Origin of the sequence: Mucilaginibacter sp. OK098, assembly GCF_900142915.1 — a bacterium.
GTDB lineage: Bacteria > Bacteroidota > Bacteroidia > Sphingobacteriales > Sphingobacteriaceae > Mucilaginibacter.
Genome location: NZ_FRCM01000001.1, coordinates 373,170 through 389,823, shown reverse-complemented (window position 1 = coordinate 389,823; position 16,654 = coordinate 373,170). Strand labels below are relative to the sequence as shown.

Genomic DNA, 16,654 nt, shown 5'->3' with positions numbered 1-16,654 from the left:
ATACCCGAAAATCCTTACCTGCCCATAGTTAACGCTTAACTATTATGGCATCTTTGAGGATCACGCCCTGTTCGCCTCTTGGATCTACGGTTGCTCGAAGCTCTGTACCAAACACCACAAAGCGCATTTCCTGGCTACCTGCTAAGTACTCCTCGGCCTCATTCCGATAAACCGGCAGAATTACTTTCAAACCTGTTTCTTTGATGGTACAATAACAATTGATCCCGACCTGCTTTTTTGACCAGATCATAAAATCAAGGGTAACTTCGTAATTGCCGAATGGGATGGCTTCGCGCAGGTAGGTGTATTCCCGGGGTTCGTGGGCTGCGGCGATTGCATTATAGAAACTTAAAACCGTGGTTTGCATATCATTTGAATTTAGAATAGCAAAGCAATAGAGATTACAAAACAGGCTATGACAAGTAGCCTAAAAAATTTAATCCAAGTACGCCCAGAACCGGAGAATAACAAACCCATTTTCTAAAGTATCTTTATGTACATTCGAGTAACTTTAATCCCAATTATGCCTCATCCTATCCTGTCTTTTTCGGAAGCACTCAAAATTTCTTCTGCAACCTCGAAACGGCATTTACTTCTGGGGAATGGCTTCAGCATTGCTTGCCGGAGTGATATATTCAGATATGATTCCTTATTTGATCAGGCAGATTTTAGCCAGCTCAACCCTAATATCAAAGAGGTCTTTAAAAAATTCAACACGAAAGATTTTGAGATCGTGATGAAACAGTTGAAAGGGGCAGCAAAAATTCTCCAAATCTACAGACCTGAAGAAAAAACTATTATCCAAGAATTAGAGCATGATGCGGAAGATCTAAAAAATGTCTTAGTTAACGCGATCGCTTCCAGTCACCCTGAAAATCCCACAGAGATCTCAGAAAATGAATATTCACATGCTAAAAACTTCCTGATCCACTTTTCAAACATCTACAGTTTAAATTATGACCTATTGTTATATTGGACGACAATGCATTTCCGGGAAACCGGGGAGATTGTCGCCGATGACGGCTTTAGAACACCTGACGATGGCAAAGCTGAATATGTTAGCTGGGATATTGAAAAAACGGACGGACAGAATATTTTTTACTTGCATGGTGCATTGCATATTTTCGACGCTGGGGCAGAACTTCAAAAATTCACTTGGATCAATACTGGTGTTAAACTAATAGAACAAATTCGCAATGCCCTCGATAAGGACTTTTTTCCGCTTTTTGTTTCTGAAGGTTCCAGTCTGGAAAAAACAGATAAAATAATGCACAGTAACTACTTATCAAGGGGTATGCGAAGTTTCTCACACATTGGTGGTAGCCTATTTATTTATGGACATTCTTTAGCCAATAATGATAGCCATGTGCTTAATCTCATCTCAAAAGGAAAAACCGAAAAATTATTTATTAGTATTTACGGCGATATCAATAGTTCAGATAACCTGGCCATAGTAAAAAAAGGGGAAGACCTGCAAAGGGTCAGAAGAGGAAAAAAATCATTGGACATTCATTTTTATAGTGCGGAAAGCGCAAACGTTTGGCATTGATTCCCAACGCCTTATCAGAGCATTAATCCATCATAATTAACTACTTGTCAATTTATCCTGATATAATATATCACTATTGTATTTTAGTCAGGCTATGGAAGATTCAGCAAATGAGATAACACCAATTACATTTGATTCGCTACCCGCTGCGATGGCACAATTAATCGAAGCAGTATCCAGGATAGAACAATTGCTGACCGAAGAGAGGCTACCGACCAAAGCAGAAGAGAAAATGCTGAACATCACCGAAGCCACCGTGTTTCTACGGTTAACCAAATCGACCATTTACAGCAAGGTATGCAGGGGCGAGATACCTGCCTTTAAAACAGGTCGCCGCCTGTACTTCGACAAACAGGAATTGACCGGTTGGATCAAAAGCTCCCGTAAGACAACCAACGAAGATATCCGTGCTAAGGCTGAACGGTTTTTAAGTTCAAGTAAGTTTATGCCCGCCACAAAGCGGCGGGCACATCGTTATTGATTAGGCAGCTTAAGCATGATCCTTTTGGTGGTATCCTTTTTCAATCTATCAACGACCTTGGTATAACGTTGCGTGGTCTTCACATGCTTATGACCGAGCATTTTGGACACGGTATAAATATCCGTGCCTGCCTCTAGCTGCAAAGTTGCATAGGTATGCCGGAAACTATGGAATGTAATATTCTTATCAATCCCTCCTTTGACCAGCCATTTAGCCAGATACCACCGAACCTGCGAATAAGTCAATCCGGCAAAGATCTTTTGCTGCGGTTCTCCCCTTTGACCTAAAAACTCATAGGCTTGGTTAGAGATCGGCAATACTTCCGCTCCATTGGTTTTTTCCTGTTTAAATTGCAGATAGTAATTGTCTTCAGTTCCGCGTGCTGTACTCCACTTCAGCGCAGTCACATCAGAAAAACGCAATCCGGTAAGACCTGAAAATAAAGCCGCCCGTTTAAACAGATCAGACGGTGCCTCCGTTTCCGCCAGTTTCTGAAATTCCTCGATGGTTAAAAACTCCCGGTTAGTTTCTTCCTCTTTGATCGGTGTTACGAGTTCATACAAATCCGTTTTGAGTAACTGGCGCTTATAGGCTTTTTTTAGTACGCTCCTGAATTTAGCAAAATAGGCCATCGCGGTATTGCTGATGATCTTTTTACCCCGCTGGTTGATCGACGGCCCGCTTAACAGGTAGTCTTTATAATCCTCACAAAACCATTCTGTCAGATCAGAAAAGCGCAAGCTATGAGATGAAAAACTGATCAGGTAACGCAGGGACATATACCAGTTATCCGAATTCGAACCCGATTTCTTGACGGCGAAGGAACGGTAAAAGTCAACAAAGTTGCCGTTCTTCTGTTCATCGGATAAAAAGCCAAATTCCTGGTTCTGTACATTGATCTGCCGGGTTGCCCGGATGTGTTCCAGTAATTTCTTGGTTTCCCTGTTGTGCAGGCGATCCGCATCTGTCTTTGGACTATCAAACGTGTATAGTTTTAAATATTCCCGGCGTTGCGTCTTTCCGTTTTTCGGATGGATCAGCGGTGGATAATGATCTAAATAATAAGTCGACCTACCCTTGGTTATCGGCTTGCTTCTTAATGTTACTTTTGGCATAATATTACGATTTTAAGATTTACGTGGGAATGGATTTAACAACTGGTCTATAATAGATTTGGGGGCGTACACGAATTTGCCCTGTTGAACTTTGGGAATATTGTTGCGTTTGATAATATCATACAGGGCCTTTTCTGAAATATTGAATTTCAATTGGATCTCGCCCATATGATAGCAATCCTTAATATTTAAGGCTTTCTCCGGTCTTTTAGGGATGGGCATGACGGCATCCTCAAAAAAGCGATCAATATCTGACCGCCTGAGCAAGGTCTTGCGTTCTGAAAATTTAATCCCGTTCAGTGTTCCGCGATCAATTAAATTATAGACCGTTCTGATCGAACAACTTAGTAGTTTGGCAGCATCACGTACGGTGAGTATTTCTTTTGATTGAATTTCCTGTAAAGGCTTTTCAAGGACGGCCTTAGTCTCAGCATTGCTGACTTGTACTTTTGCTTCGCGTGTGCGCGCTTTATAATGGCGCTTCCCGCAAACTTCGCTACAGTATTTTGTAACTGTTGTCTTGGCTTCAAACTCGGAGCCGCAGTACTGGCATACCCGTGTAATTCTGATATTAGAGCTCATGTTAAAAATCAGGGTTAAGTATCAATTAGTGTCGTTAAGTGACATTAAGTGTAAATAAGCGCAATGATTTCGCCCTGATTTTTGCGTAAGGAACAAATCAGCTATTGAGGAACATTTTGAGGCACAAGGAACATCAAAACGGGAACAAAAATTAAAAAACGAGCGCAAACAAAAAACCGCATAATTAGCTGTAATTAAGCGGTTTACTTTGTTTAAAAGAAGGTTGAGTTTGTTTGATTTTGACGGCTTATTTGCCGATACAAAACTTACTAAAAATATTTTCCAGCAGGTCATCGGTAGTAACAGCTCCTGTAATCTCACCCAAATAATGCAGAGCCTGTTTAATATCCATCGACAAAAAGTCGGACGTTACGCTGTCTATACCGTTAAGCACCATTATCAATGCTTCTTCGGTTTTCTGCAGTGCTTCCAGGTGGCGGATGTTTGTTACTAGCGTTTCATCACCGCTTAGCTGATCTTTTATGGCAGAAGTATAGATCTTATTTTTCAGCTCGTCAATATGCAATTTTTCTTTGGCCGAAATGGAGAGGAAATCCGAAAGTCCGGAAGCCCGAAAGTCCGAAAGTTTGGAGGATTGTTCCGGTAAATCTGATTTATTGGCAACTACCAGCATATTGATCCCCGGTTTTTGCAAGCTTTCAAGATCTTGTTTCAATTCTTCAATAGTTATTTGTTCAGCATCAAACAAATAGATCAACAAAGCAGACTGGCTGATCTTTTCCATGGTTCGCTGCACCCCTATTTGTTCAATTGCATCTGTAGCTTCCCGGATGCCGGCTGTATCTATCAGCCTGAAATTTATGCCCTGTATGTTCAGCACTTCTTCAATGGTGTCGCGTGTGGTGCCGGGGATGTGGCTTACAATGGCGCGTTCCTCATTCAGTAATGCGTTTAACAATGTTGATTTACCCGCATTAGGCCTACCGGCTATAACTGTGTTAACACCCTGCTTAATGGCATTGCCCAACTCAAACGAATGGATCAGGTTGCCGATAACCCTGTTTATTTCATTGATCAGTTTTTTAAGCTGATCGCGGTTTGCAAATTCAACATCTTCTTCCGCAAAATCAAGTTCCAGCTCTATAAGCGAGGCAAATTGCACCAGCTGATCACGCAATGCCTGCAGTTGGTTGCTAAACCCTCCCCTAAGCTGGTTTAAAGCTACCTGCTGTGATGCTTTTGAATTAGAAGCTATCAGGTCAGCCACAGCCTCTGCTTGCGACAGGTCAAGCTGACCGTTTAAAAATGCCCTTAAAGTAAATTCTCCTGCTTTTGCAGAACGGGCTCCCTTTTTGATAAGCAGTTTGATGATCGATTCAATAATGTAAGCAGAACCATGACAGGAGATTTCCACCACATTTTCGCGGGTGTACGATCTGGGCCCAACAAATAATGAAACCAAAACTTCATCCAAAATCATATCACCATCAACAATACTCCCAAAATGAATGGTATGTGATGGCTGTTTAGTCAAATCCTTACCTTTAAAAACGTTGTTAGCTATAGTAATGGCTTCCGGTCCCGAAAGGCGGATAATACCAATAGCGCCCGTTCCGTTCGGGGTGGCAAGTGCGACGATAGTTTGGTCATTAGTCATTGTGTCATTAGTCATTAGATCGTTTGCTGTGAGGCAAGCGAATGAACAGGGCGCAAAGTTCGGCATTTAAAGGGAGTTTTTTGTTGCCTGTATGCCATAAACACCACAGTCCCATTAGCAGTGAAAGATATTAAGCTGTATTTTTGTTGTATGGCAAAGGCGGTTCCATACAATTTTGTGCTCGATTATCTTCCGGACAGCATCGTAATAAAATACATGTTTGGCTGGCACTACGTTTATTGGGGTAAAAAATTAATGATTATTCTCTCCAAAAGTCTGAAACGCCCTGAGTGGGATGGAATTTGGATAGCAACAGAACGGGAGCATCACGAAGGCCTTTTTAACGAGGTGCCGGAACTACAGCCTTTTTTTATGGACAGCGTCGAAAGGGAAAGCAACTGGCTGCTGCTACCTGCCGAAGCTGAAGATTTTGAAACATCGGCAATTAAAATTTGCGAAATGATTTCGCATGGCGATACAAGAGTTGGGCGAATTACGAAAAAGGCGCCACTGAACCGGGATTAAAGGATTTTATCGATTTTAAGGATACATTAACATAATATTAGTGGCTACCTTTAACACAATAATCCCTACTTTCGCCTCATTATGGTAACCTTTTTTGAAGCTTCGCTCAATACTATTTCTGTGCATCATGTTGGCAATCCGTCAATAAATGAGATGTACTCTCTGTCTGATAATCCGCTTGAACTAAAGGATGAGATCATTCCCAACCTGCTGATGCAGTATTTTTTAAAGCCTTTTGAAAAAGCAAACGAGGTTTACCACCTCACCCATAGCAGCGGCGACCTTAACCTGAATGAAATTCATCATTTTGTAACCAGGATTTTTGAACAGAAAGAGAAATTTCACGAAGCATCCGAGCTGATCGCAAAGTTTCTTTTTAAGGTAACAACCCATCCCAACATAAAGGGAGGTGAGCTTTATGTGGTGTATTTTAATAAAGTGCAGATAGAAGGTAATTTATTGGATGCAATAGGGATCTTCAAATCAGAAAACAAAGAAACTTATCTAAAAGTTTATCCGGATAAAGGTGGTTTCCAGGTTGATTATGAAGAAAATGCCATTAATATAAACAAATTGGATAAGGGCGTGTTGATCTTCGATATTGAGAAAGAGAACGGCTACAAAGTGGTAGTGATCGATAAAAATAATACAGGCCAGGATGCAGCTGTTTATTGGAAAGATGACTTTTTACAGTTAAAGATCCGTAACGACAGCTTTAACCAAACCAGCAATACCCTTGGCATCTATAAAAATTTTGTTACCCAAAAACTGGATGACGAATTTGAAATGAGCAAAGCAGATAAAATAGACCTGCTTAACCGCTCCATGAAATATTTTAAGGAGAAAGACACTTTTGATATGGATGAGTTTACCGGGGAAGTTATCGGTAATCCAAAGGCTATCGAATCATTCAAAACCTTTAAAAGTCAATACGAACAGGAATTTGACAGCCCTATATCTGATACTTTCGAGATCTCAGACAATGCCGTTAAAAAGCAGGCAAAGGTTTATAAAAGTGTGTTAAAACTGGATAAAAACTTCCACATCTATATCCACGGCAATAAGGATTTAATTGAAAAGGGATTTGATGATGGTAAGGCTATGAACTATTATAAGGTTTATTTTAAGGAAGAAGCGTAAGCGTTCCAAAGCGTTCCATTTTTATACAGACCGGGGTGGAACGCTATGAAACATGTTGATTATCAGAATATTGGCATTTTAACACATTGTAATTAATTAATAATCAGTGCATTAGTTTTTTACCTTTTTAGCAGCAATATTGTAATATACTGATTTTCAAAGCATTTCATATCTAAATACTGTTATTTTAGGCTGAATAAGTGTGTCGTCCTGAAAAAAGTTTACACATGGTTATATTTTAATTAACTGAGATCTAAACAGTTGTTAATTTTCCCACGATATTCCTTCCAAAAGCTATAATAGGTAATAAACCATTCTCTGTGATTCAGGTCAAACAACAAAGCACTAAAGCTTTATTTATCACTAAAGATCTAATCACATACTTATGAAAAAACTATTATTTGCCGGCATGCTGTCTCTTATAATTGTTGCGGGCTGCAGTAAACAAATTTATTATGCTATCGGAACTCCCGAAACAGAATTCAAAGCGCACACCAAAGGCCACCTTGCCCTTATTGAGCGAACAGAACATTCAGCAACCTATAAAAAGTATTATACTTTCATGGGCCAGGCTTCTAATGATGATGACGGTATGTACTATTATTTTGCTGATGGTAAGTTAGTCCGTATGGACAGAACAGGCCCAAACGTGAATGTCATTATACAGCATAATAGTAATTAGTATCGGTTAACCGGGGATAGAGGAAAATCAAAACTTTTCCTCTATCCCCAGCCCAAACAAAGCAAAATCGTATTTTACAGGATCGGCGGTATCAAACTCGCGGAGGCGCTGTGTAAGCTCAACCGCAGTTTGCCAGTCGGTTTGTTTACGGGTGATAAGATTTAGCTTGCGGGCTACCCTATCCACATGCAAATCGCAGGGAACTATCAATTCTGACGGTTTGATATGGTTCCAGATGCCGAAATCAACCCCACAATTATCCTTCCGCACCATCCAGCGTAAAAACATATTTAACCGTTTGCAGGTCGATTTTTGTGATGGTGATGAAATATGCTTTTTAGTACGATGCGGAAAATCCGGCAGCGAAAAAAAGTAACTTCTGAAGTGATTCAAATATTTCTCAATAGGTTCCTCCCCACCTGCTTTCTGCTCCTCCTTTAGGGGGCCAAGGGGCAAAAACGCTGATTCCAGCGATTCATTATTTTCGTAATGATACCTAAAAAATGATATAAAATACAACGTATCGATATCATTAAATGTCCGGTGTTTAAAATGCAAAAGCTTTTTCAGGTCAAGTTCTTCATGATTCATAATGAAATCATAAGGTGCACCATCCATCAGATTGATTAGCTCTTTACACTTATTGATGATAGTTACCCGTTGCCCCCAGGCTAATACGGCAGCCCATAACCCCATAATTTCAATATCCTGCCTTTGGGTGAACATATGTGGGATAGAAACAGGGTCGTTCGGAATAAATTCAGGGCGATTGTACTGAATTACTTTAGAATCGAGAAATACTTGTATGTTGCCAATCATTTAGATTAATACATTTTGTCATTGCGAGCGCAGCGCGGCAACAGCGAACTTTACAGAGCGGCCTTGCATAGTTCGCGATTGCCTCGCTGCGCTCGCAATGACATGTTATTTAAGATAGGGCGTTAGCGAGGTCCTCCAGCAAATCATCAACATCCTCCACGCCTACGCTTAAACGTAACAGGTTATCAACCACGCCAACTTTTTCCCGTTCTTCTTTTGGAATAGAGCCATGCGTCATACTCACCGGGTGATTGATCAGGGATTCAACACCGCCCAATGATTCAGCCAGTGCAAATACCTTGAATGACGATGCAATGCGGAAAGTTTCCTTCAGATCGGCATCTTTAAGCACTATTGAGATCATTCCCCCAAAATCGCGCATTTGTTTTTTGGCAACATCATGATTTGGATGATCTTTAAAGCCCGGCCAGTAGATCTTCTCTACTTTAGGGTGCGTCTTTAAAAATTCGGCTATTACACGGCCATTCTCGCAATGTGCTTTCATCCTCAGATGCAGTGTTTTAATACCACGCAGTACTAAGAAACTATCCATTGGGCCTGGTGTTGCGCCGCAGGCATTGTAAATGAACCAAAGCTTTTTATATAACTCCTCATCATTCAGCATCAAAGCGCCCATTACCACATCACTGTGGCCACCAATATATTTGGTTACCGAGTGCATTACAATATCCGCACCCAAATCAATAGGGTTTTGCAGGTATGGCGATGCAAATGTATTATCAACCGTAAGCAGGATATTTTTCTCCTTGCTGATCTTTGCAATGGCTGCAATGTCAACAATCTGCATGGTTGGATTAGTTGGCGTTTCAATCCAGATCAACTTTGTATTTTCATTGGCATATTCCCTGATGATCTCCGGATCAGAAAGATTCAAAAAATGAAACTTAATCCCATAATTGGCAAAGATCTTCGTAAACATGCGGTACGAACCGCCATAAAGATCATTCCCGGTAATTACTTCATCACCCGGGCTAAGCAGCTTCATCACCGCATCAGTAGCTCCCATTCCGCTTGAAAAAGCAAGGCCGAATTGGGCATTTTCCAACGCTGCCAAACAGTTTTCCAGTGCCTTACGGGTTGGGTTGGTACCACGCGAGTACTCATAACCTTTATTATCTCCCGGCGATTTCTGCCAGTATGTTGATGTTTGATAAATCGGTGTCATCACTGCCCCTGTTGTAGGATCGGGCTCTTGTCCGGCATGTATAGCTTTTGTTGCGAATTTCATGTGTGGTGGTGTTGTAATGTTTTAAAGTTGGAATGTTGTAAGGTTCCTTTATTTTCAATAATTAATAACGTGATTGATGCCCTTGTTGGTCTTGTGACCAACAAGCGGAGAGATTTATAACGCGTAAAAAGCAGTCGACAATTACGCGGCATCCTCCAAAACACAAACATAATCGGTTGTTGGTGACAACACCAACAACGGCTACGAACGAATATTGCTACTCTCTATTTTATTCTTTTACTACCCATGCAATTCAAAGCTCCCCCTTTAGGGGGGCTAATACGCCCTTGCAAACAGTACCCTTTGTTTACTTGGTTTCCCAGTCAAAATACACTTGCCTTCTTCCTGTTTATTATCCAAAGGGATACAACGTATAGTAGCCTTTGTCTCGTCTTTTATCTGTTGTTCTGTTTCTGATGTACCATCCCAATGGGCTGATATAAAACCAGGCTGTTCATCAAGCAGGCGCTTAAACTCATCGTAGCTGTCAACTTCGGTGGTGTTTTCAGCTCTGAAGCTAAAAGCCTTTTGATAGATGTTATTTTGGATCTCTTCCAATAACCCTTCAATATGCGTTGCTAAACCTTCCTGGTTCACCGTTTCTTTTGTTTTGGTATCACGACGGGCAAGCTCAACTGTTCCGTTTTGCATATCACGACTGCCTATTGCTACGCGCAGAGGTACTCCCTTAAGCTCGTATTCGGCAAATTTAGCGCCCGGGCGATGTGTGTCGCGTTTATCAAACTTAACAGAAATATTTTTTGCCTTAAGGTCCCTTGTAAGTTCTTTTACAAACCCTGATATATTTTCAAGCTCTTCTTCATGCTTATAAATAGGCACAACAACAACCTGTATTGGCGCTAGTTTTGGCGGCAATACCAAGCCTGCATCATCAGAGTGCGCCATAATTAAGGCGCCTATCAAACGGGTTGATACACCCCATGAGGTAGCCCAAACATAATCAAGCTTATTTTCTTTGTTGGTAAACTTCACATCAAATGCTTTGGCGAAATTTTGCCCTAAAAAGTGCGATGTTCCTGCCTGCAAAGCTTTACCATCCTGCATCAGCGCTTCAATACAATAAGTATCCAATGCGCCTGCAAAACGCTCGTTTGCCGTTTTTTTACCTTTTACCACCGGCAACGCCATCCAGTTTTCAACAAAATCAGCATAAACACCAAGCATTTGCTCAGTTTCAACAATTGCCTCTTCAGCAGTAGCGTGGGCGGTATGCCCTTCCTGCCATAAAAACTCGGTTGTACGTAAAAACAAACGGGTACGCATTTCCCAGCGTACCACATTGGCCCATTGGTTAACCAATATCGGTAAGTCGCGGTACGACTGGATCCATCCCCGGTAAGTATTCCAGATAATAGTTTCTGACGTTGGGCGTAATATAAGTTCTTCCTCAAGCTTTGCAGTTTCATCAACCACAACCTGTCCGTTCTCATCAGTTTTTAACCGATAATGGGTAACAACAGCACATTCTTTGGCAAACCCTTCAACGTGACTAGCTTCTTTTGAGAAAAAAGATTTGGGGATCATCATGGGGAAATAAGCATTAACATGCCCTGTTTCTTTAAACATGCCGTCAAGTACAGCCTGCATTTTTTCCCATATTGAATAACCATACGGCTTAATGATCATGCATCCTTTAACCGGCGAATACTCGGCCATATCGGCTTTTATCACCAGGTCATTATACCATTGCGAATAATCTTCGTCCTTACTTACAACCCCTTTGCTCATATTAATTTATAGTTTGTAACGTTTTGAATTTATAAAGAGGCCAAATTTAAACTAAGATTTATAAGATTTATAGGATTAATGGATTTTAATGCAAAAAGCCCTGTTAAATAACAAGGCTATACTTTTGACAGTATCCAATATGTTGCAAATTGTGATTTTGGGTGCAGGTTTTATTTAATTTTCAAATTAAAAAATCCTTTCATCTTTTAATCCTACGAATCTTAGTTTAGTCTTCATTTACAAACGAACGCAGCATCCAGGTATTTTTTTCCTTGAACTGCATAAAACGGTTTACCATATCATTGGTGCCGTCATCGCCTGCTTCGGCAGTAATTTCCAAAATTGTACGTTCCATTTTAATTAAGGTGGCCATATCTTCAATAATGGCTTTAACCATAGTGGTGTCTTTTAAACCAATGGTGTCAATTTCCTTTAATTTGGCCTTTTTAATATAATCTTCAAACGTGCTGTACGGTGGTTTACCAAGCGTCAGTATCCTTTCAGCAAGTTCATCAATTGTTAAAAGGGCTGCTGTATAAAGTTCTTCGAATTTAACATGTAAGGTAAAAAAGCTTTTGCCTTTAACGTTCCAATGGCATCCGCGTACTTTTTGATAATGAATATGGTAGTTAGCCAATAGCTCGTTTAAATGATCAACAACCGGTTTTTCTTTTGATTCCTTAAGACTTATTTTGTCAGCTTTCATAGTAGTATTTGTGTGTTTGATTTACGTAAATATAGGTAGATCGTTTATCATACAAAAATAACTAACTCCGGGATTTATATCCATATTTGCAGGTAATATGACACTATTGCCACATATAAATGAGCGATTTGCAGGAACAATATGGCGCATGGAAATTGACAGCCTGAGTGATACGCTTTTTGTTGAGATCAGGGATAATGAAGAAAAAAAAGTTTGTTTTGGCTCGGTAGATTTGAATAGCGGTAAAGTATATTTTAAAGATGTTGTTACACCTGAACGATGGCTCACCGGAATTGAAGCGGCTTACAACGGTGTATTGCTTATCCATTATTACCAATCAGAAACCGGGCCAACGCATAAAGGCTTATTGGCAATAGATGCCTATACCGGCGAAGCTTTATGGAGCAACTTCACGTACGGTTTTGATCATTTAAGTGTAAACGGGCCAATTGTTTATGATACCCGCATGCAGCCGCGTAAGTTATTTTTGGCTGATATTAAAACAGGGACAACCAGCCGTATTTATGAACCGTATATTTATGGGGAACCTGAAAATAGCATCAGCGTACCTGAACAATTGACAACTGAACTTTTGCCCGCTGGTCTTATCACTATCCACCCTTATGGAAATTGGGTACATTACCTTGAATACAATAATTTTAGAATTGTATCTTTGCACGCGTTAAAGGCAGGGCAATTAATACAAATGCTTTATGTGTTTGCTAAAACAGATCGCGATGAATATCGGGAGGTTTATGAAGATTTATTGAACACTGATATACAAAAAATTCAACCGGAGGCGTTTATATTGCATAAAAACCGTTTAATTTACATAAAAAATAAGGCTGAACTGAAAGTTTTATCCCTATAAATTATTGATTCAAAGTTCATTATGAAATTTAAGATTCTATTATTAACCGTATCATTATTTACATTATCTGTATCGCTATTTGCTAACCCCATAATTGATTCCATAGGCGTAAAAAACAACGACGGCAAAAAAATGGTGCTGTTTAAAGTTAAGGCAGGCGATACCTATTACTCCATCGGGAGGCGTTATAATATAAAGCCGCAAGTGTTAATGAAATTTAATGGTGCTAAAAAAGAAACATTGTCATTAGGTAAAATTGTAAACGTACCAACTGATATTCCCTATAAAAAAAGCAAAAAAGAAGCTGCCGAAGCTGTTGTAAAGGAAACTAAAAAAGAGAAAAAAGCAAGACTGGCCCGTGAAGCTAAAGAGGCAAAGGAAGAAGCAAAGAGCAAAAAGCACAAAAAAACCGAGAATATTACCCCCGACCCAGCGCCAGAACAATCTGTGCCAGAACATGCAGTTGCACAGCAGCCTGCCCCGGTTACACAACAACCTGTAGTACAGCAATCTGTACAACAGGATAATACCCCTCCAACACAATATAAAGTATCGGCCGGAGAGACCCTGTATTCTATAGCAAAGCGCTTTAATACAAATGTTGAGGCAGTTACTAAGCTCAATAACTTAACATCAACAAATCTGCAACCAGGCCAAATTATTTTAGTGCAGCCTGCAACCGGGCAACAACAGGCACAACAACCACAGCAGGCTGTTCAACAGGTGGCAACTGCCGATACACAGCCTGTAGTGGCAAAACGCGACTCAAACCTGGCGCCGGTTATTGCAAAAGACAGCAGCAGCCATTTAAACGCAAACAAGTACGGCCTTTATGAAAAAAATGAAAAAGGCGTAGCAACATGGATTGATGATCCCAGCCTTGACCCTAATAAAAAGCTGGTGCTTCACCGCACAGCCCCTATTGGCACTGTTATAAAAATTACAAACCCAATGACTAACCGTACTACTTTTGCAAAAGTAGTTGGCCGTTTTACAGATAATGAATCAACAAAAGATGTTATTTTAGTGATGACAAAAAATGTTGCCGACTCATTAGGCGCTTTAGACAAACGCTTTCATGTAAATATCAGCTACGGTAGCCCGAATGAATAAACCATATATCATTGGTATTGCCGGAGGAAGCGGATCCGGCAAAACTTTTTTTTTGAAGTGTTTTTTGGAGCATTTTTCTGCCGATGAGGTATGCCTTGTTTCGCAGGATGACTATTATTTCCCCGTAGCGCATAATATGACCAAGGAAGAAATTGCGTATTATAACTTCGATCTTCCTTCCACTATAGATCATGACCATTTTGAGACAGATATTGACAGCCTGCTAAACGGCAAAACGATTCTAAAAAAGGAATACACTTTTAATAATGTTGATGCGGTACCTAAGATGCTGGAGATAAAGCCTGCTCCAATTCTTATTGTGGAAGGCCTGTTTATCCTGCACTTTAAAAAGATAGCAGAAAAGCTTGATCTAAAGATCTTTATCGAAGCCGATGATAATATAGCCCTGCAACGCCGTTTAAAACGCGACTTAATTGAACGCGGCTATTCGCACGAAGACGTAATGTACAGATGGGCAAATCATGTTACACCGGCATACAAAGAATTTTTACTGCCCTACCGGGATGAATGCGATAAAATAATTGTCAATAACACCAACAAAGCTGAAGATATTATTTGTGTAACGGAAGAAATATCTAAAGATTTAAGAGAGAAGTTGTTTTAGCCTACTAGAAACTTACGAAGTTTTGAAAACTTCGTAAGTTTTATCCGATGGACTAAATAACCATCTCCGTAACCTCTCCCTCAATTACCAATTTCCCTGCCGTTGCTTTTATAATTTCTTCAACACTTACACCGGGCGCACGTTCCAGTAGTTTAAAACCACCTTCCGGCAATACATCAAGCACGGCTAATTCGGTTACAATTTTTTTAACGCAATTAACGCCGGTTAATGGTAATGTACATTGGGGTAGCAGCTTTGATTCTCCTGCTTTATTTACATGCTGCATGGCAACAATGATATTCTCTGCAGATGCCACCAAATCCATCGCGCCACCCATTCCTTTAACCATTTTTCCAGGGATCTTCCAGTTGGCAATATCACCATTTTCAGATACCTCCATAGCGCCCAATATGGTAAGATTTACCTTTTTAGCCCTGATCATCCCAAAGCTCATTGCCGAATCAAAAATAGCCGACCCGGGCAACATGGTAATGGTTTGTTTACCTGCGTTTATGATATCTGCATCCTCCTCCCCCTCAAAAGGAAAAGGCCCCATGCCCAGCAATCCGTTTTCTGATTGCAATACAACATCAATATTTGCAGGGATATAATTGGCTACCAATGTTGGGATCCCAATCCCCAGGTTTACATAATAACCATCTTTTATTTCTTTAGCAATTCGTTTTGCTATTCCTTCTTTGTCTAACATTATAGATATATAAAATTCTTTAAACCATCACGTCATTGCGAGGAACGAAGCAACCTCTTCAAAGGACAATCACGGACCCTTATGTTTTGGTTACCTAAAAGATTTTAAACATTTTGGTCACCACAGGGCGTGAGTCATTTTGATTAGCGAGTGCAAAGTTTGCTTCGTTCCTCGCAATGACGGCCTTGTTTATTATCGCTTTCTTACTGTCCTCTGTTCAATTCTTTTCTCATAATTCAAACCCTGAAAAATCCTGTGCACATAAATCCCGGGAGTATGCACATGATCCGGATCAATTTCTCCGGGTTCTACCAGCTCTTCAACTTCTGCAATGGTAATTTTACCAGCCATTGCCATAACCGCGTTAAAATTACGGGCAGTAGCGCGGTAAACTAAATTCCCCATAGTATCGCCTTTCCAGGCTTTTACAATAGCAAAATCAGCCTCAAAAGCCATCTCCATTAAATAATCTTTACCATTAAAGTTTCTTACTTCTTTGCCTATGGCTACCTCGGTGCCTATTCCTGCCGGGGTAAAAATTGCAGGCATTCCGTATCCTGCCGCCATGCAGCGGGTTGCCAGTGTGCCTTGCGGAATCAGCTCAACTTCAAGCTCGCCGCTAAGCAATTGCCTTTCGAACTCCGCATTTTCGCCTACATATGATGAGATCATCTTTTTCACCTGCCGTTGTTTAAGCATCAGGCCTATGCCAAAGTCATCAACACCTGCATTGTTGGAAATGCAGGTCAAATCTTTCACTCCTTTTTTAACTAATGCTGCTATGCACTTTTCGGGCAGTCCGCTCATGCCAAACCCACCAAGCATTAAGGTCATCCCGTCCTGAATGTCGTGGATAGCTTCATCAGCTCCGTTTACTGTTTTATTCATGTTCTATAATTGGTGGGGTAAAATTAGTCATTTTTTAGGGAGTTCATGGTTGGTAGTTCATAGTGAAAACAATAGTTGATGAGTGTAGTTCATTATCATCAGGTTAGCTTGGATTTGATATAAGTGCTATTGGCCTCACCTCAAATAAGCCATAGGACGATGCATTGGCATAGATCATAGCAAAAGTTTAAATCCCGTTAAACCATAAGGGGCATTCCTAATCTTACCAGTAC

The 16,654-nt window shown here is 40.5% G+C and carries 18 protein-coding genes; 8 read left to right on the top strand and 10 right to left on the bottom strand.

From position 1 onward, the window contains the following. Positions 1-28: 28 nt before the first annotated feature. Positions 29-367, bottom strand: a complete 339-nt coding sequence (locus BUE31_RS01565) for a hypothetical protein (protein ID WP_073399604.1) — start codon at positions 365-367, stop codon at positions 29-31. Positions 368-523: 156 nt separating this feature from the next. On the opposite strand from BUE31_RS01565, the gene BUE31_RS01560 reads away from it, so the two are divergent. Further along, entirely contained in the window at positions 524-1,549 is a 1,026-nt protein-coding gene (locus tag BUE31_RS01560) for a DUF4917 family protein (protein ID WP_073399602.1), read from the top strand. Between the two features lie 94 nt (positions 1,550-1,643). Further along, positions 1,644-2,030, top strand: a complete 387-nt coding sequence (locus tag BUE31_RS01555; RefSeq protein ID WP_073399601.1) for a helix-turn-helix domain-containing protein — start codon at positions 1,644-1,646, stop codon at positions 2,028-2,030. Here the strand turns inward: BUE31_RS01555 and BUE31_RS01550 are convergent. The 3 genes from BUE31_RS01550 to mnmE all read right to left on the bottom strand — a co-directional run bounded on the left by BUE31_RS01550 (position 2,024) and on the right by mnmE (position 5,360). Further along, on the bottom strand, positions 2,024-3,145 hold the full coding sequence (locus BUE31_RS01550) for a tyrosine-type recombinase/integrase (RefSeq protein ID WP_073399599.1): 1,122 nt from the start codon (positions 3,143-3,145) through the stop codon (positions 2,024-2,026). The two genes, BUE31_RS01555 and BUE31_RS01550, sit on opposite strands and share 7 nt — an antisense overlap. 12 nt (positions 3,146-3,157) lie before the next feature. After that, complete coding sequence (locus tag BUE31_RS01545; RefSeq protein ID WP_073399597.1) at positions 3,158-3,727, bottom strand: helix-turn-helix domain-containing protein; 570 nt, start codon at positions 3,725-3,727, stop codon at positions 3,158-3,160. Between the two features lie 247 nt (positions 3,728-3,974). After that, positions 3,975-5,360 (bottom strand): tRNA uridine-5-carboxymethylaminomethyl(34) synthesis GTPase MnmE, encoded by a 1,386-nt coding sequence (gene mnmE / locus BUE31_RS01540; RefSeq protein WP_073399595.1) that lies wholly within the window; start codon positions 5,358-5,360, stop codon positions 3,975-3,977. Between the two features lie 135 nt (positions 5,361-5,495). Here mnmE and BUE31_RS01535 point away from each other — a divergent pair, with 135 nt between their 5' ends. The 3 genes from BUE31_RS01535 to BUE31_RS01525 all read left to right on the top strand — a co-directional run bounded on the left by BUE31_RS01535 (position 5,496) and on the right by BUE31_RS01525 (position 7,692). After that, positions 5,496-5,870: a hypothetical protein gene (locus BUE31_RS01535; RefSeq protein WP_073399593.1), complete on the top strand. Its 375-nt coding sequence runs from the start codon at positions 5,496-5,498 to the stop codon at positions 5,868-5,870. 81 nt (positions 5,871-5,951) lie between these two features. Beyond that, complete coding sequence (locus BUE31_RS01530; RefSeq protein ID WP_073399592.1) at positions 5,952-7,010, top strand: nucleoid-associated protein; 1,059 nt, start codon at positions 5,952-5,954, stop codon at positions 7,008-7,010. A 385-nt stretch (positions 7,011-7,395) separates the two neighbouring features. Continuing rightward, on the top strand, positions 7,396-7,692 hold the full coding sequence (locus BUE31_RS01525) for a hypothetical protein (protein WP_073399590.1): 297 nt from the start codon (positions 7,396-7,398) through the stop codon (positions 7,690-7,692). Positions 7,693-7,719: 27 nt separating this feature from the next. On the opposite strand, the gene BUE31_RS01520 is transcribed toward BUE31_RS01525, so the two are convergent. From BUE31_RS01520 to BUE31_RS01505, 4 genes are all read right to left on the bottom strand, one after another. Beyond that, complete coding sequence (locus BUE31_RS01520; protein ID WP_073399588.1) at positions 7,720-8,511, bottom strand: TIGR02757 family protein; 792 nt, start codon at positions 8,509-8,511, stop codon at positions 7,720-7,722. 109 nt (positions 8,512-8,620) lie between these two features. Next, positions 8,621-9,760, bottom strand: coding sequence for a cystathionine gamma-synthase (locus BUE31_RS01515; RefSeq protein WP_073399586.1), 1,140 nt, complete (start codon positions 9,758-9,760; stop codon positions 8,621-8,623). A 276-nt stretch (positions 9,761-10,036) separates the two neighbouring features. Beyond that, complete coding sequence (proS, locus tag BUE31_RS01510) at positions 10,037-11,509, bottom strand: proline--tRNA ligase (protein ID WP_073399584.1); 1,473 nt, start codon at positions 11,507-11,509, stop codon at positions 10,037-10,039. Positions 11,510-11,735: 226 nt separating this feature from the next. Next, complete coding sequence (locus BUE31_RS01505; protein WP_073399582.1) at positions 11,736-12,215, bottom strand: Dps family protein; 480 nt, start codon at positions 12,213-12,215, stop codon at positions 11,736-11,738. Between the two features lie 97 nt (positions 12,216-12,312). Here BUE31_RS01505 and BUE31_RS01500 point away from each other — a divergent pair, with 97 nt between their 5' ends. The 3 genes from BUE31_RS01500 to BUE31_RS01490 are packed head-to-tail and all read left to right on the top strand — an operon-like array spanning position 12,313 to position 14,824. After that, a complete protein-coding gene (locus tag BUE31_RS01500) occupies positions 12,313-13,086 on the top strand; it encodes a DUF4905 domain-containing protein (protein ID WP_083619227.1) in 774 nt (257 codons plus the stop codon). 21 nt (positions 13,087-13,107) lie between these two features. After that, positions 13,108-14,199 (top strand): LysM peptidoglycan-binding domain-containing protein, encoded by a 1,092-nt coding sequence (locus BUE31_RS01495; RefSeq protein ID WP_073399579.1) that lies wholly within the window; start codon positions 13,108-13,110, stop codon positions 14,197-14,199. Continuing rightward, a complete protein-coding gene (locus BUE31_RS01490) occupies positions 14,192-14,824 on the top strand; it encodes a uridine kinase family protein (protein ID WP_073399577.1) in 633 nt (210 codons plus the stop codon). The genes BUE31_RS01495 and BUE31_RS01490 overlap by 8 nt, the downstream gene beginning before the upstream one ends. 52 nt (positions 14,825-14,876) lie before the next feature. Here the strand turns inward: BUE31_RS01490 and BUE31_RS01485 are convergent, their stop codons facing one another. Further along, positions 14,877-15,533 (bottom strand): 3-oxoacid CoA-transferase subunit B, encoded by a 657-nt coding sequence (locus BUE31_RS01485; protein ID WP_073399575.1) that lies wholly within the window; start codon positions 15,531-15,533, stop codon positions 14,877-14,879. 192 nt (positions 15,534-15,725) lie between these two features. Further along, entirely contained in the window at positions 15,726-16,421 is a 696-nt protein-coding gene (locus BUE31_RS01480) for a CoA transferase subunit A (RefSeq protein ID WP_073399573.1), read from the bottom strand. Positions 16,422-16,654 lie beyond the last annotated feature (233 nt).

Coding starts and splice junctions, on each gene's coding strand:
- BUE31_RS01500 (WP_083619227.1), top strand. CDS start 12,313: ATGACACTATTGCCACATATAAATGAGCGATTTGCAGGAACAATATGG.
- BUE31_RS01525 (WP_073399590.1), top strand. CDS start 7,396: ATGAAAAAACTATTATTTGCCGGCATGCTGTCTCTTATAATTGTTGCG.
- BUE31_RS01505 (WP_073399582.1), bottom strand. CDS start 12,215: ATGAAAGCTGACAAAATAAGTCTTAAGGAATCAAAAGAAAAACCGGTT.
- BUE31_RS01490 (WP_073399577.1), top strand. CDS start 14,192: ATGAATAAACCATATATCATTGGTATTGCCGGAGGAAGCGGATCCGGC.
- proS (WP_073399584.1), bottom strand. CDS start 11,509: ATGAGCAAAGGGGTTGTAAGTAAGGACGAAGATTATTCGCAATGGTAT.
- BUE31_RS01515 (WP_073399586.1), bottom strand. CDS start 9,760: ATGAAATTCGCAACAAAAGCTATACATGCCGGACAAGAGCCCGATCCT.
- mnmE (WP_073399595.1), bottom strand. CDS start 5,360: ATGACTAATGACACAATGACTAATGACCAAACTATCGTCGCACTTGCC.
- BUE31_RS01535 (WP_073399593.1), top strand. CDS start 5,496: ATGGCAAAGGCGGTTCCATACAATTTTGTGCTCGATTATCTTCCGGAC.
- BUE31_RS01480 (WP_073399573.1), bottom strand. CDS start 16,421: ATGAATAAAACAGTAAACGGAGCTGATGAAGCTATCCACGACATTCAG.
- BUE31_RS01530 (WP_073399592.1), top strand. CDS start 5,952: ATGGTAACCTTTTTTGAAGCTTCGCTCAATACTATTTCTGTGCATCAT.
- BUE31_RS01485 (WP_073399575.1), bottom strand. CDS start 15,533: ATGTTAGACAAAGAAGGAATAGCAAAACGAATTGCTAAAGAAATAAAA.
- BUE31_RS01560 (WP_073399602.1), top strand. CDS start 524: ATGCCTCATCCTATCCTGTCTTTTTCGGAAGCACTCAAAATTTCTTCT.
- BUE31_RS01555 (WP_073399601.1), top strand. CDS start 1,644: ATGGAAGATTCAGCAAATGAGATAACACCAATTACATTTGATTCGCTA.
- BUE31_RS01495 (WP_073399579.1), top strand. CDS start 13,108: ATGAAATTTAAGATTCTATTATTAACCGTATCATTATTTACATTATCT.
- BUE31_RS01520 (WP_073399588.1), bottom strand. CDS start 8,511: ATGATTGGCAACATACAAGTATTTCTCGATTCTAAAGTAATTCAGTAC.
- BUE31_RS01565 (WP_073399604.1), bottom strand. CDS start 367: ATGCAAACCACGGTTTTAAGTTTCTATAATGCAATCGCCGCAGCCCAC.
- BUE31_RS01550 (WP_073399599.1), bottom strand. CDS start 3,145: ATGCCAAAAGTAACATTAAGAAGCAAGCCGATAACCAAGGGTAGGTCG.
- BUE31_RS01545 (WP_073399597.1), bottom strand. CDS start 3,727: ATGAGCTCTAATATCAGAATTACACGGGTATGCCAGTACTGCGGCTCC.